This is a genomic window from Streptomyces fulvoviolaceus, from assembly GCF_000718165.1.
Taxonomy (GTDB): domain Bacteria; phylum Actinomycetota; class Actinomycetes; order Streptomycetales; family Streptomycetaceae; genus Streptomyces; species Streptomyces fulvoviolaceus.
Map to the genome: position 1 here is coordinate 158,711 of NZ_JOEY01000018.1, position 14,638 is coordinate 173,348.

Genomic DNA, 14,638 nt, shown 5'->3' on the forward strand with positions numbered 1-14,638 from the left:
CCTGAGCCGGAACGGTGACGCCCGTTTCCGGACGGGTCATAGCCATTGCGGTCAAGTCGGACCCGTTCGAGTCTGGACGCATGTGCCGGGCGGCGAGAGGGACGGGCGATGACGACTGACGGCGGGGACGCCGAACGGCGGCGGCTGGCGGAGGCCGACGCGGGGGCGGTGCCCTGGCGGCGCTGGGGTCCGTACCTGAGCGAGCGTCAGTGGGGCACCGTCCGGGAGGACTACAGCGACAACGGCGACGCCTGGTCGTACTTCACCCACGACCAGGCGCGTTCCCGCGCATACCGCTGGGGCGAGGACGGCATCGCCGGCGTCAGCGACGACAAGCAGCGGCTGTGCTTCGCGCTGGCTCTGTGGAACGGCCGCGACCCGATCCTCAAGGAACGGATGTTCGGCCTGACCAACGCGGAGGGCAACCACGGCGAGGACGTCAAGGAGTACTACTTCTACCTCGACAACACGCCCACGCACTCGTACATGAAGTACCTCTACAAGTACCCGCAGGGCGAGTTCCCCTACGGCGACCTCGTCGCCGGCAACCAGGCCCGTGGCCGCCGCGACTTCGAGTACGAGCTGCTCGACACCGGCATCTTCGACGAGGACCGCTACTTCGACGTCTTCGTCGAGTACGCGAAGGCGGGACCGGAAGACCTGCTGATCGAGATCACCGCGCACAACCGCGGGCCCGACGAGGCGACACTCCACCTGCTGCCGACTCTCTGGTTCCGGCACACCTGGTCGTGGGCCGGCGGCACGGCGGTGCCGAGCCTGCGCGGCGAGGACGGCGCCGTCCTGGCCGACCACGAGGAACTCGGCACCCGCAGGCTCTACTTCGAGGGCGGCGAGACGCTCTTCACCGACAACGAGACGAACAACGAGCGCATCTTCGGCAGCTCCAACACCACGCCGTACGTCAAGGACGGCATCGACCGGTTCGTCGTCCATGGCGAGACCGGTGCCGTCAACCCGGAACGCACGGGTACCAAGGCGGCCGTACACCAGGTCCTGACCGTCCCCGCCGGCGACAGCGCCACCATCCGCCTGCGCCTGACCGACGCCGAACTCGCCGATCCCTGGCGGGACTTCACCGAGGTGCTGGACACTCGCCGCACCGAGGCCGACACGTTCTACGCCGGTCTCTCCCCGGACGGCATGGGTGAGGACGAGCGACGCCTGGTGCGGCAGGCACTGGCTGGGATGCTGTGGAGCAAGCAGTACTACTACCTGGACGTCGAGCGCTGGCTGGCCGAGCACGGCGTCGACCCGCTCGCCGCCGACCCCCGGGTCCGCAACAGCGCCTGGTACCACATGGTCAACGACGAGATCATGTCGATGCCGGACACCTGGGAGTACCCGTGGTTCGCGGCCTGGGACCTCGCCTTCCACACCCTCGCCCTGTCCATGGTCGACATCGGTTTCGCCAAGGGCCAGTTGGACCTGTTGCTGCGCCGCCTCTATCTGCATCCCAACGGCCAGATCCCGGCGTACGAATGGAACTTCGGCGACGTCAACCCGCCCGTGCACGCCTGGGCGATCCTCTTCGTCTACGAGCTGGAGAAGCACCGCACCGGGCACGGTGACCGCGCCTTCCTGGAGAACGCCTTCCAGAAGCTGATGAAGAACTTCACCTGGTGGCTCAACCGCAAGGACGTCGACGGCAACAACGTCTTCCAGGGCGGCTTCCTCGGCCTCGACAACATCGGCGTCTTCGACCGCAGCGCCCCCCTGCCCACCGGCGGCCACCTCGACCAGGCGGACGGCACCGCGTGGATGGCGCTGTACTGCCAGAACCTCCTCGACATCGCCATCGAACTCGCCGTCGACAACCCGGTCTACGTCGAGCAGGCGCAGATGCTGTTCGAGCACTTCGCGTGGATCGCCGTGGCGATGAACCGCATCGGCAAGGACAACGCCAGCCTGTGGGACGAGGAGGACGGCTTCTTCTACGACGTGCTGCGGCTGCCCGACGGCAGCGCGACCCGGTTGAGGGTGCGGTCCCTGGTCGGTTTGATACCACTGGCGGCGACCAGCGTGATCGGCGGTCGAGCGGACCGCACCTTCCCCGAACTTGTAGAGGGAGCACAGGAGTTCATCGAGCGGCACCCGGCTGTCGAAGCCTTCATCTCACAGCACGCCAACGCGGACCCGACCGCCGACGGCCGGTATCTGTTCGCCCTGTTCGGCGAGGACCGGCTGCGCCGCATCCTGGCCCGCATGCTCGACGAGGACGAGTTCCTGGGGCCGCACGGCATCCGGTCCCTCTCTCGCCACCATGCGGAGCACCCGTACCACTTCGAGGTGCACGGGGAGACGTACGGCGTCGGCTATCTGCCCGCCGAGTCCGACTCCGGCATGTTCGGCGGCAACTCCAACTGGCGCGGCCCGGTGTGGTTCCCGATAAACCTCCTCCTGATCCGCGCCCTGATGAACCTCCACGGCTACCACGGTCCCGACTTCACCGTGGAGTGCCCGACCGGCTCCGGACGGCACCTGAACCTGTACGAGGTCGCCCGCGAGATCTCCGACCGGCTCACCGCCACCTTCCTGCCCGACACCGACGGCCACCGCCCGGTGCACGGCGCGCAGGCCAAGTTCGCCAAGGACCCGCACTGGAAGGACTTGATCCTCTTCTACGAGTACTTCCACGGCGACAACGGCGCGGGGCTCGGCGCCTCCCACCAGACCGGCTGGACCGGGCTGGTGGCCGCCACCGCGACACTGTTCCACGCCATCAGCGCCGACGAGTGGCACCGGGGCGGGCGGGAGTCGCTGCGGCCCGTGGACGAAGGGTCCATCGGTGATCGCGAGGAGCCCCTCTCATGACCGTCATCTACGAGATCAACACCCTTGTCTGGCTGGGCGAGTTGAGCGCACGGTACGGGCGCCGGACCACTCTGGGTGACGTTCCCGGTGAGGTCTGGGACGAGATCGCCCTGCCGGGCATCGACACGGTCTGGCTGATGGGCGTCTGGGAGCGCAGCCCGGCCGGCCTGCACATCGCCCTGCGTGACGAGGGGCTACGGGCCTCGTTCCACGAGGCCCTGCCCGACGTCACCGAGGCGGACATCGCCGGATCCCCGTACTGCGTACGGAACTACGTCGTCGACGCGTCCCTCGGCGGACCGGAGGGACTGGCCGCCGCTCGTGCCCAACTGGCTGCGCGCGGGCTCGGGTTGATCCTCGACTACGTCCCCAACCACGTGGCCCCCGACCACCCCTGGCTCACCGCACACCCCGACCACCTCGTCCAGGGCACCGCGGACGACCTGGCCCACGCGCCGAACGCCTTCCTCGAGGCCGGCGGACAGATCTACGCCCGTGGCCGCGACCCGTACTTCCCGCCCTGGCCGGACGTGGTCCAGCTGAACGCCTTCAGCGACGAGCTGCGCGCGGCGACGGTGGACACCCTGGTCTCCATCGGCGACCAGGCGGACGGCGTGCGCTGCGACATGGCGATGCTGCTGATGAACGACATCTTCGCGAAGACCTGGGGAGACCGGGCGGGCAAGCTGCCCGCGGAGGACTTCTGGCCGCACGTCATTCCTCGGGTGCGCGCACACCACCCGGACCTCCTGTTCGTCGCCGAGGCGTACTGGGACCTCGAACACTCCCTCCAGGAGCAGGGCTTCGACCACTGTTACGACAAGCGGCTCTACGACCGCCTGCTCCACGAGAACGCCGACTCCGTCCGAGGCCATCTGCAGGCCGACATCGCCTACCAGCAAGGCCTTGTCCGCTTCCTGGAGAACCACGACGAACCGCGGGCCGCGGCCACCCTCCCCGGGGCGCGGGAACGCGCGGCAGCCGTGGCCGTCGCGACCCTGCCCGGTGCGACGCTCTGGCACGAGGGCCAGTTCGAGGGCCGCCGGGTGCGCCTGCCGGTCTTCCTCTCCCGCGGACCGCGGGAGCCGGCCGACGCGCCGTTGCGAGACTTCTACGGCCGTCTGCTGCCGGCCGCGGCCGCCGTACGCCGGGGCGACTGGCGGCCGCTGACGCCGACGGGCTGGCCGGACAACGACACCCACCGCAGCCTGCTCGCCTGGACCTGGACCCACGAGGACGCGCGTCACCTGGTCGTCGTCAACTACTCAGACCGCCCGGCCCAGGCACGCCTGCCCCTGCCGTGGGACGGCCTCAGAGGCCACGAGCACCGCCTGACAGACCTGCTCACGGACGGGACGTACGACCGGCGGGGCGACGAACTGGCCGACGCGGGCCTGTTCGTGTCCCTGGAGGCCTGGCAGTGCCACGTCTTCGTCGTGAACGGTCATTCCCCGGCACCATGAGTACGCGTTCTGTCACTTCCTGACACCGTCCGGCGGTGGTCCGGTGTTCGAGTGGTAGCGGCCGGGACGCGGGCGTACGGTCGAACGACGGACACAGCAGTGGACGGGACCGTTCATTATGAGCAGCAGCCCGCAGCCGACCTCCGCACCGCAGTCCACCACCGGGGAGACCGGTGGTGGCGGAAACGCCATGGCCCTGTTGGTCATCGCGTCGTGCCAGCTCATGGTCGTGCTGGACATCACCATCGTGAACATCGCACTGCCCGACATCCAGCGCTCCCTGGACTTCTCCACCACCAGCCTGGCCTGGGTGGTCAACGCGTACACCCTCACCTTCGGCGGTCTGCTGCTGCTCGGCGGCCGGACCGGTGACATCCTCGGCAGACGGCGGATGTTCGTCTTCGGCGTGCTGCTCTTCGTACTCGCCTCCCTGCTCGGCGGGCTCGCCCAGAACGAGGCCCAACTCCTCGCCGCACGGGCCCTCCAGGGCGTCGGCGGCGCCATCGCGTCCCCGACCGCCCTCTCCCTGGTCAGTACGACCTTTCGCGAAGGCCCCGAGCGGAACCGGGCCTTCGGTGTCTTCGCCGCGGTCTCGGCGGGCGGCGGCGCGATCGGACTGCTCGCGGGCGGGATCCTCGTCGAGTGGCTGAACTGGCGGTGGGTGCTCTTCGTCAACGTCCCGATCGGACTGCTCATCGCCCTCGCCACGCCCCGCTGGATCAAGGAGTCCGAACGCCATCCGGGCAGCTTCGACATCACCGGCGCACTGACCTCCACCGTGGGCATGGTCCTGCTGGTGTACGGGTTCATCCGGGCCGCACAGGAAGGCTGGCGGGACGCGCTCACGCTGGCCTCGTTCGCCGCGGCCGTCGTCATCCTCACGGGGTTCATCCTCGTGGAGCGGCGCTCCCGGCAGCCGATCACACCGCTGCACATGTTCGCCGACCGTAACCGCGCGGGCACCTACGGAATCATGCTCTGTCTCGCCGCCGCGATCTTCGGCATGTTCTTCTTCCTCACCCTCTTCACGCAGAACGTGCTGGACTTCAGCCCGCTGGCAACCGGGTTCGCCTTCCTGCCGGTCAGCGCGGTCATCGCGATCGGCGCCGGGCTGGCCTCGAAGTTCCTGCCCAGGTACGGCCCCAAGCCCTTCATGGTGGTGGGCGCGATCCTCGCCGCAGCGGGGCTGGCCTGGCTGACCCTGACCGACGTCCACTCGACCTACGCGGGCAGTGTCCTCGGCCCGATTCTCGTCTTCAGCCTGGGCATGGGCATGGAGTTCGTCTCGCTCACTCTGATGGCGCTCTCCAACGTCTCCACCGAGGAGACCGGCGCGGCCTCCGGACTCCTCAACGCCACCCAGCAGGTGGGCGGTTCACTTGGGCTGTCCATCCTGGTCACGATGTTCGGCACGGCCAGCACCAACGAGTTCGAGAAGCAGCTCCCGCTCTTCCAGTCCCAGGCCACCCCGGCCGAGCGTCTGCAGTTCGAACGCACCGGGCAACTCCCCGGGCGCTGGGGCGACGAGGTCCTCACCGCCGGGGTGTCGGCCGCCTTCGTCATGGCGGCGATCTTCACTTTGGTGGCCGCGCTGATCGCCGTCGTGGTCATCCAGGTCCGCCCCTCCGACCTGGAACGCCTCAAGGGTGGGACGGGCCCGGGTCCGGTCTGAGTCAGACCCCGCTCGGCTCGTGGAGAGCCGGGACCAGGCCGAGCCGTTGGGCCCGGAGCACCGTGCTGATCCGGTCGTGTGTGCCGAGCTTGCGGTAGATGTTCGCGATGTGCTTGTGGACCGTACGCTCGGAGATGCCCAGGCGGCGGCCGATGGATACGGCGGTCAGGGCGTCGCTGAGCAGGAGCAGCACGGTCGTCTCCCGGGGCGTGAGCTCGGGAGCCGGCCCGTCGGAAGTGTGAGGCGCACGCAACTGCCGCCAGCGTTCAAGAAGCTGACGCTGCTGCTCGACGGCTGCCAGCAGGGGCTGGAACTGCTGCGCGAGGCGCATCTCGTCGTCGCTGAAATCCCGACCGGAGCGGTACACGAGGCACCCGGTGATCGGCGCGGTCGACTGCGGCAGCGGAATGCCCAGCACGTGGTCCACGTCCAGGATGTCGTCGATGAGCCGTGCGGTAGGGCTCGCCGACCATGAACGACCGGCCACCCGGCGGGCCGTGACCGGTGCCCGGTCCGGAGAGTTCGCGTAATGCTCCGCCAGCGGATACCCCGCGCGCAGCAGGCTCGCGGCCTCGTCCCCGAGTACGGTGAACTCCGCGGCCACGCCCGGCGACAGACCGAGCGCGCCCTCGCTCTCGTCCCAGTTGTCCAGCTTGTAGATCAGGGCCTCGCCGCCGCACAGCTCCGGCAGCGCGCTCGCCAGCAGCGGCCACAGCTGCTCGGGGTCACGTTCGTGGAGTGCGGCGACGGCGACCGAGAGCATGCGCTCATACGCAGTTGTACCCATACCGGAGCAGCCCCTCGCTGACCCACACTTCAACCGAGCAACATCGACGTTCTCGTATTACTCCAGCACATTGAAGTCCGGCGGGCCGACGTGGGGGAGGGGTGGGGCCGCCGGCGCGGGGGACCGGCGGCCTTCATCTGCCCGGCCTACTGGTCGGGCGCCTCCAGGCTCGTGCCCGGATCGGGGTCCGGATTGAACACCGGGTGGAAGCTTTCCGGCGGCGCGAGGTAACTGACGGGCAGCCCGCCGGTGTCGACGACGATCTGGTCGACGGCGATCGCCGGGTCCACCATGAAGATCCGCAGCACGTGCTCACCGGCCTCGGCGACGGTCACGGTCGCGGTCAGCTTCTCGATCCCGTCCTCCACTTGGCGTGCCCAGGCATCCCCTCGGTTGCCGGTCGCGACAGACTGACCCGACAGCACGGTGACCGGCTGGTCGTCGAGGGCGACGGCCACCCGACGGTAGCCGCGCTCGTCGAGCGACGGCAGCCGGAACACGGTGACGGGGAAGGTTCCGGCGGTGGTGAAGCGCACCCGGTACCTCAGCTCGGGCGCGCGGGACGCGAAGTCGGCGGTGATCGAAGCCGCCGTAGAAGGAACCGCCTCAACTGCGCCCGTACGGCGACCCAGCCCGCGTACGGCCCGCCAGCGGCCACCGCCGCGTGCCACCCGCTGGTCGGCGTGCCCGGCGTCGATCGACACATACCCGTTGGCCTCGACGAAGCCTCGGGCTCGACTGCGCCCGCGCTCACCGTCGTTGACCACGCGCAACGGCACCTCGACACGTTGCCCGGAACCCGTGAAGGAGACCACGGCGTCCTGCGTGCCCTCCGGAACGCGGGCCCAGTCGACCTCCACCCACACCCGCTTCTGCTCCGTGAGTGAGCCGCCGGTCGTGCTCAGCAGTACCCAGGGCTGACCGGCCTCTGCGGCCCAATCCACGCTCAGGAAACCGGTGTTGAAGACGTCGATGAAACGCCGGTCCTGCGTGTAGGAGGAGAAGGACAGCGGCCGGGCGGTCCCTGTCTCGTTTCCCTCGGCCGCCACGCCCAGCCCGGAGGTCTCCTGCCGGGCGATCCGCGTGACAGCGGGGCGACCCGGTGCCTTCGGGATCTGGGAGGGGTACGGATTGATGAATCCGTCCCATTTGCCGCCCGCCACCTCGGTGTTGTACCGCTTGGTGATCGCCACCTCCGCCGCATGCGCGGCCTCCGCGAGGTCGGCGAAGCGGTTGGTCCCGGCGCCGCGGCCCTGCCGGACGGCGAGCGCGTTGCGGTCCGCCCAGTAGTACTTCAGGTGCATCAAGTATGCGCCGTGCACCGGGTATTCGATCAGTTCGTAGAAGGCGTCCCGGTAGGCCTCGGGCAGCTCGGCGCCCACCGCCCGGACGTGCTGGAGCAGTCGGTCGTAGGCCGCCATCCGGCGTCCCGCCTCGTCGCCGTGGTGGATCACGGAGACGATGCCAGTGCCGATGAACTCCGGGCGCAGCTCGGCGGTGAGGCGGTAGTACTCGGTCCGGATCGACGCGATCTCCCGGCCGTGGCGCCGCCCGAACTGCCGCCCGGCCCACTCGGCCAGGAAGTCTTCGACCTCGTCGGCCTCCCACCGGTCCACGTCCCAGGCCATGTCCATCGCGAAGGACAGCCCGGTCTCGATCGACTTGACGTCACCGACGTTGAAGATCCACATCCGGTCGGTGCCGTGCTCGTACACCCGCCGTAACTCCTGCCAGACCTTGGCGAGTTGGGTGGTGTCCAGCCACAGGTAGCTCTTGGGGCGGCCCCAGTAGGAGAGGTGGTAGTAGATCCCGTTGCCGCCGGAGCGCGCACGCTCCGCCGCGTTCGGCAGCTGGCGCATGTTGCCGTGGTTGTCGTCCGGCCAGATCAGCGTGACGTCGTCGGGGACCTGGACGCCCGCGTTGTACAGCTCCAGGACCTCCTTGTACGGGATGAAGATCTGCGGCTCGGCCGCGGCACCGACCTCCTCGGCCAGGATCCGGCGCTGGTCGGCGATGATGTCGTTCATCACCACGACCTTCTCGGGGATCGTGGTGGCGTACTTCGTTTCCAGCGCGCTGTCGTGCAGGCCGCGCATGCCGAGCGTCCAGCTGCCCTCGTAGGCTGCGTTCTGTCTCGCCCGGGCCCTCCAGTAGTCGGAGATGACGGCGGGGTTCACCGTGTAGTCGTAGACCGGCAGGCTGCCGTCGGCGTTCGGGTGCTCCTCGGCCCACGGCGCCCACTCGTGGACACCGTTGCGCAACAGGGCCTCGGGGTGGCTGGAGCCGACGACGATGCCGTACTGGTCGGCGAGTTCGGGGTTCTCCCGGTACTTGTTGAAGAAGTCGGAGTACGGGTGCATGGCCGGCCACAGGTAGTTGGCCTTGAGACGCAGCAGGAGCTCGAAGACCCGCTTGTACGTCTCGGGGCCGATGTTCTTGTCCGGCTCCTGGGTGCGGTGGGACCAAGTGGTCAGGTTCTGCTCGTCGTTGATGAAGATGCCGCGGTAACGGACCGACGGCTCTTGGCGCTTGAACGGCCCCGCGGGCACCGTCACGGTGTCGCGGCGCTCGACCGGGACGTCGGCCCACCAGTACCAGGGGGAGACGCCGATGCGCTCCGAGGTGTCGTAGATGCCGTAGATCGTGCCGCGCCGGTCGCTTCCCGCGATGACCAGGGCGCGGTCCACCCCGGGTACCGGACGGTCGACTGTCTGGGTCACCGACGCCTCCCAACGGCCCTTCACGCGCGAGACGTCCAGACGCCCCTGCGCGACGAGCCGGTCGATGACCGGGCTCGCACCGATGGTGCCCACCAGGACCAGCAGCGCGGCGCTCTCCGGCAGGGTGTGCAGCAGCGACGGTCTCGCTCCGCCGACCCGCTCGATGTCGGCCTGGAGGTCGCCTGCCGCGCGGATCACGGCGGGGTCGTCCGCCGCGTCCACGAACACGTCGACCGCGGTGCCGGCCTGCACCAGTGGGAAGTCGGGCCGGTCCTCCGCGGCGGCGTGGGCGGTCGTCGGGAGGAGGCCGGGGAGTAACGGGGCCACTCCGACGGCGGCCAATCCCCGGAGGAACGACTTGCGGGTCCATGGCTGCGACGGGCCCTGCTGTTCGTGGTGCGGCACGAGACGCTCCCTCTGCGGGTTGGCATGGTCAGGCCAGAAAGCGCTTTCTCGCCGACCCTAGGGGAGGCCTTCCCGGGGCGTCCAGACTCGTGCGCCGGGGACTCAGCTCACCTTCCGCTGCCCCCGCCACGCCTCGTAGTGATCGAGGACGGTCTCCTCGACCGGGCGGTAGGTGAGGCCCAGTTCGTGCACGCTCCTGCTGTTGTCCACCCGGAAGCGGATGCCGAGGTGCTTGCGGATGTAGTCCTGGGTGAGACCGAAGGCCGGGCCCAGGATGCGTACCGGCCAGTGGGGGAGCGCGGTGCGCGGGATGCGGAGACCGCGGGGGTACCGGGCCCGGATGATGCGCGCCATGTCGTGGAAGGACGTCATCGTCTCGGCCGCGAGGATGTAACGCCCCTTCGCGTCGGGGTTCTCCGCGGCCGCGATGTGCGCGTCGGCCACGTCCCGTACGTCCACCGTCGTGAAGCTGAAGTCCGGGGCGCCGTAGAAGAAGTAGCCCTTGAAGAGCTCCTCCAGCAGGAACAGGCTGCCGGACTCCGAGGCGGGCGCGAGCGAAGGGCCGAGGATCAGGCCGGGGTTGACGGACACCATGCGCCAGCGGTCCTGGGCTGCCTCCGCGTCCCAGGCCGCTCGCTCCGCGACCGTCTTGGCGTAGTGGTACGGGTTGTTCGCCACCGTGCTCGTGGTGTTGAAGTACCTCTCCGACAGCACGCGGTCGTCCATGTCGTCGACGTCGGCGTAGTCGCCGAAGATGGCGCCGACGGTGGACGTGAACACGAGCTTGTCCACGGTCGGCGTCCGCTCCACGCTCCCCAGGACGTTGCGGGTGCCGAGCAGCGCCGGGTCGACCATGTCCTTCTGGCCGTCCTTGATCTTCTCCGGCATGAAGAACGGGGACGCCACGTGGAAGACGATCCGGCAGCCCTCCAGCGCCTCGTCGAAGGAGCCCTCGGTGAGCAAGTCGGCCTCGAACAACGTCAGTCGGCCGGGGAACTCCTCCTGCATCTCCCGCAGCGGCCGCACCTTCGTCGTGTGCGCGAGGCTGCGCACGGTGGTGTGCACCCGATAGCCGCGCTCCAGCAGCCGCCGGACCAGATGACTGCCGACGAAGCCGCTGCCGCCGGTCACCACAACGGGCAACTCCCCGCCTCCACCCATGACGTCACTCCTCCATCCGGGGCACCGTTCCCCTCCGAGGGCGCGAAGATCCGCGCGCCGGGGTCAGCGTGGCGCATGCCCCGGCCGGAAGGGAACACGGAATCGGAGTGACATCGTGGAGCCCACGGTTCTGACGAACTCACGGTTCCTCAGGGATGCGCCAGCGGTTCCTCCCCGCCCTGGTCGAGCCGGAACGGCGGATACTCGTCGGTCAGGAGGGCCGCGTAGGCGGCCACGCGCAGCGTCCAGCGGTTGAGCCCGATCACGAGGTCGAAGATGCCGCGCGGGTACTGCCCGGTGAAGAGCAGGGAGACCCCGGCGAACAGGGCCAACAGGCCGGTGAGCGCACGGATACCGCCTCCCGCGAGGTTCAGGATCAGGTAGTGCGGGATGGCCAGGAGCCACCACTTCACCAGGACGAGTCCGCGGGACAGTTGCTCGGGATAGGACACGTCCCAATGGGTGGGGTAGTCGGGGACGTCGGCGAGGGTGAACGGGGGATAGCGGTCGGTGCCGAGAGCGGCGTACGTGTAGTAGTCCACCCGCCAGCTCCAGCGCAGCACGCCGACGGTGAAGTCGAACAGGGGGCGCGGGTAGCGGCCGGTGAAGAGGATCGCGAAGAACGCCACCACGCTCACCACCAGGACGCCGACCCAGAGGAGGACCAGGACGACGAAGTGGAGGAGCGCCAGCAGCCACTTCACCAGCCACAGCCAGCGGGAGAGCCCGGGGTCCAGCTGGGCGGTGAGCCGTGCGGGGTAGGGCGTGAACTGTGCTTCCGTGCTCGGGGTTTGAGTGGTCATGCCTCCGGTCCTTTCAAGCCGAGGTGCGAGGCGGCCGGGATACCGGTTGAGGTTGGCAACTGATGGCCGTGGAGTGTGTATGAGGTCGAGTTAGCTCGATCGTGTGATCGTCGGCTTCCGGCCTTGCGGCGCCTTGGGCCGTGCGGGTTAACGTGATTGTGCGATCTGGGACGCCGGGTATGGCGCCAGTGTGCGGAGCCCCTGCTCCACCGGAGTGATGGTTCAGGGCTTCTCCGTCGCCCTCTGGCCGTACCCACCCGGCCAGGTCGCGCAGAGAACTGGCCTCCCGGGATCGGACCGCGCACAGGATGCGTGTCGCCGCCCCGGGGTCGAGTACGCCGGGGATCAGTGCGCTCAAGACCGTTCGGGGCGTGCGGCTGGATGGGGCTCACTCCTGCCCAGTCTTCAGGAACGGTGACTCGGATCCAGTGTGGACCGTGCACGCCCCTGCTCCCAGGGGATGAGACAGACAAGGCGCCCGGATGTCCGGGCGCCTTGTCTCGGGCTTGTCTCAGGAGGCTCCTGTCACCAACGGGGCAGCCGGAGTTCGTAGTCGGGCTGGACCCGCTGCATGTATCCCGTGTCGTCACGGGAGCGGACCCCGGAGTCCACATACAGCCGGTGCAGCCGGTCGAGGGCGTCGTGGTCGAGCTCGACACCGAGCCCCGGCCCGGTCGGGACCCTGACCTCGCCGTCGCGGAGCTCCAGGACACCGGGGACGATCACGTCGTCCGCCGAGTTCCACGGGTAGTGCGTGTCGCAGGAGTGGTCGAGGTTCGGGATGGCCGCGGCCACGTGGGTCATGGCGGCGAGGCTGATGCCCAGGTGCGAGTTGGAGTGCATGGACAGCGCCAGCCCGAACGCCTCGCAGACGGCGGCCAGTTCACGGGTGCGGCGCAGGCCGCCCCAGTAGTGGTGGTCGGTGAGGAGCACCTGGATGGCGTTCTGCTCGATCGCGGGCTTCAGATGCTCCCAGGCGATGACGCACATGTTGGTCGCCAGGGGGAGTGGCGAGTCCTTCGCCACCTCCGCCATGCTGTCGATGCCCTTGGTCGGGTCCTCCAAGTACTCCAGTACGCCGTCCAGTTCACGGGCCACGTACGCCGAGGTCTCCACCGTCCAGGCCGTGTTGGGGTCGAGGCGCAACGGCCGTCCCGGGAACGCCTCCGCGAGCGCCTTGATCGCGGCGATCTCCTCGTCGGGCGGGAAGACGCCGCCCTTCAGCTTGAACGACTTGAACCCGTACCGCTGTTGCATCAGCCGGGCCTGCTCGACGAGGCCCGCCGGGTCCAGGGCCTCGCCCCAGTCGTCGCCGACGGCGGCCCGGCCGTCGAGGGCCGGGTGCTCGGCCCACTTGTAGAAGAGGTACGCCGCGAAGGGCACGGAGTCGCGGACCGTGCCGCCGAGAAGGTCGCTGACCGGGCGGTCCAGCAGCTTGCCCTGCGCGTCGAGGCAGGCGACCTCCACGGCCGAGGTGGTCCAGCCGCGTTCGTGGGAGCTGGGCACGGTCGGCAGCAGGGTGGCGTCGATCGCGGCGGCGATGGCCGTCGTATCGAAGACGTCCATACCGACGACCACCTTGGCCGCCGCCTCAAGGCGCTCCAGGCGGGCGACGCCGCCCGGGGACTCGCCGAGCCCCACCGTGCCGTCCTCCAGTACGAGTTGGAGGATGACGCGCAGCGCGAGGGGCTCGTGCACGCCGTTGGAGTTGAGCAGCGGCGGGTCGCGGAAGGCGATCGGAGTGACGATCAACTCCCTGATTCTGGTGGGGTTCATGCGCCGACCACATCCAGACCGTGGTCGATGAGTTTCGCCAGCCGGGCCACATGCTCCGGCGTCGGGTCGATCAGAGGCGCCCGTACGCCGCCCACGTCCAGTCCCCGGAGCGTCACCCCGGCCTTGACGAGCGCCACGGCGTAGCCCGGAACCTCGTCGCGGAGCTCGACGAGCGGGCCGTAGAACTCGTCGAGGAGGGTGCTGAGCAGTGCCTCGTCGCCCTCGGCGAGCGCCCGGTGGAAGGCGAGGGCGATCTCCGGGGCGAAGGCGAACACGGCGGAGGAGTACAGGCCGACGCCGATGCCCTTGTAGGCGGGGGCGGTCATCTCGGCGGTGGGCAGGCCGTTGAAGAACTGGAAGTCGTCCGCGCCCGGTACGGCGCGCACGGCCCGGACGATGCGGTGCATCCGCTCGATGTCGCCGAGGCCGTCCTTGAGGCCGACGACCTTGGGCAGGGCGGCGATCTCGGCGGCGGTCTCCGGGGTGAGGCGGGCCGTGCCGCGCTGGTAGAAGATCACCGGCAGTTCACTGGCGGCCGTGACCTCCTCGACGTACCGCACCAGACCCTGCTGGGGCGCCGTCACCAGGTACGGCGGCAGCAGCAGGATGCCGTCGGCGCCCGCGCGTTCGACGCGGCCGGCCTGGTCGCGCGCGACCGGGGTCGGACCGCCCGCGGCGGCCAGGACGGGCACCCGGCCCGCGGTCGTCTCGACCGCGACCCGCGTGGCCCGCTCGATCTCCTCGGGCGTCAGCGCGTGGAACTCACCGGTGCCGCAGGCGACGAACACGCCGCCCGCACCGGCCCTGACACCGTTGTCGATGTGCCGGGCGAGCCGTGCCTCGTCCAGCGAGCCGTCCGTGGTGAACGGTGTCACCGGGAAGAACAGCACTCCTTGGAACTTCATGTCTCCCTCAAACGTGGGGGGGTGCCTCTATGTCTTTCGTCAAGCGAGGCGTGGGGTTCGGGGTTCGTAGAAGGTGCCGTCGCGGAGCATCGCGAACAGCACGTTGATCCGCTG

Annotated in this window: 9 protein-coding genes; 3 read left to right on the forward strand and 6 right to left on the reverse strand. The window is 69.2% G+C overall.

The window, feature by feature from the left end; all coding sequences use genetic code 11:
- Positions 1-108 precede the first annotated feature (108 nt).
- From IG08_RS0120870 to IG08_RS0120880, 3 genes are all read left to right on the forward strand, one after another.
- Entirely contained in the window at positions 109-2,832 is a 2,724-nt protein-coding gene (locus IG08_RS0120870; RefSeq protein ID WP_030604504.1) for an MGH1-like glycoside hydrolase domain-containing protein, read from the forward strand.
- Positions 2,829-4,295: an alpha-amylase family protein gene (locus IG08_RS0120875; protein WP_030604509.1), complete on the forward strand. Its 1,467-nt coding sequence runs from the start codon at positions 2,829-2,831 to the stop codon at positions 4,293-4,295. The genes IG08_RS0120870 and IG08_RS0120875 overlap by 4 nt, the downstream gene beginning before the upstream one ends.
- A gap of 190 nt (positions 4,296-4,485) precedes the next feature.
- Positions 4,486-5,967, forward strand: a complete 1,482-nt coding sequence (locus IG08_RS0120880) for an MFS transporter (protein ID WP_030604512.1) — start codon at positions 4,486-4,488, stop codon at positions 5,965-5,967.
- A 1-nt stretch (position 5,968) separates the two neighbouring features.
- Here the strand turns inward: IG08_RS0120880 and IG08_RS0120885 are convergent, their stop codons facing one another.
- The 6 genes from IG08_RS0120885 to IG08_RS0120910 all read right to left on the reverse strand — a co-directional run bounded on the left by IG08_RS0120885 (position 5,969) and on the right by IG08_RS0120910 (position 14,524).
- Positions 5,969-6,754 carry a helix-turn-helix transcriptional regulator gene (locus tag IG08_RS0120885; RefSeq protein WP_030604514.1) on the reverse strand — a complete coding sequence of 262 codons (786 nt, stop codon included), beginning with the start codon at positions 6,752-6,754 and terminating at the stop codon, positions 5,969-5,971.
- 146 nt (positions 6,755-6,900) lie between these two features.
- Positions 6,901-9,816: a glycosyl hydrolase 115 family protein gene (locus tag IG08_RS0120890; protein ID WP_043454816.1), complete on the reverse strand. Its 2,916-nt coding sequence runs from the start codon at positions 9,814-9,816 to the stop codon at positions 6,901-6,903.
- A 165-nt stretch (positions 9,817-9,981) separates the two neighbouring features.
- Positions 9,982-11,040 (reverse strand): NAD-dependent epimerase/dehydratase family protein, encoded by a 1,059-nt coding sequence (locus IG08_RS0120895; RefSeq protein WP_030604518.1) that lies wholly within the window; start codon positions 11,038-11,040, stop codon positions 9,982-9,984.
- A 149-nt stretch (positions 11,041-11,189) separates the two neighbouring features.
- Positions 11,190-11,843, reverse strand: coding sequence for a DUF4389 domain-containing protein (locus tag IG08_RS0120900; RefSeq protein WP_043454787.1), 654 nt, complete (start codon positions 11,841-11,843; stop codon positions 11,190-11,192).
- Positions 11,844-12,368: 525 nt separating this feature from the next.
- Positions 12,369-13,619, reverse strand: a complete 1,251-nt coding sequence (locus IG08_RS0120905; protein ID WP_030604525.1) for a glucarate dehydratase family protein — start codon at positions 13,617-13,619, stop codon at positions 12,369-12,371.
- Positions 13,616-14,524 (reverse strand): 5-dehydro-4-deoxyglucarate dehydratase, encoded by a 909-nt coding sequence (locus IG08_RS0120910; protein WP_030604528.1) that lies wholly within the window; start codon positions 14,522-14,524, stop codon positions 13,616-13,618. Before IG08_RS0120910 ends, IG08_RS0120905 begins: the two co-directional genes overlap by 4 nt.
- Positions 14,525-14,638 lie beyond the last annotated feature (114 nt).

What these genes read in the sequence shown, in the direction of transcription:
- IG08_RS0120895 (WP_030604518.1), bottom strand. Translation starts at nt 11,040, where the DNA reads ATGGGTGGAGGCGGGGAGTTGCCCGTTGTGGTGACCGGCGGCAGCGGC.
- IG08_RS0120870 (WP_030604504.1), top strand. Translation starts at nt 109, where the DNA reads ATGACGACTGACGGCGGGGACGCCGAACGGCGGCGGCTGGCGGAGGCC.
- IG08_RS0120880 (WP_030604512.1), top strand. Translation starts at nt 4,486, where the DNA reads ATGGCCCTGTTGGTCATCGCGTCGTGCCAGCTCATGGTCGTGCTGGAC.
- IG08_RS0120905 (WP_030604525.1), bottom strand. Translation starts at nt 13,619, where the DNA reads ATGAACCCCACCAGAATCAGGGAGTTGATCGTCACTCCGATCGCCTTC.
- IG08_RS0120900 (WP_043454787.1), bottom strand. Translation starts at nt 11,843, where the DNA reads ATGACCACTCAAACCCCGAGCACGGAAGCACAGTTCACGCCCTACCCC.
- IG08_RS0120885 (WP_030604514.1), bottom strand. Translation starts at nt 6,754, where the DNA reads ATGGGTACAACTGCGTATGAGCGCATGCTCTCGGTCGCCGTCGCCGCA.
- IG08_RS0120875 (WP_030604509.1), top strand. Translation starts at nt 2,829, where the DNA reads ATGACCGTCATCTACGAGATCAACACCCTTGTCTGGCTGGGCGAGTTG.
- IG08_RS0120910 (WP_030604528.1), bottom strand. Translation starts at nt 14,524, where the DNA reads ATGAAGTTCCAAGGAGTGCTGTTCTTCCCGGTGACACCGTTCACCACG.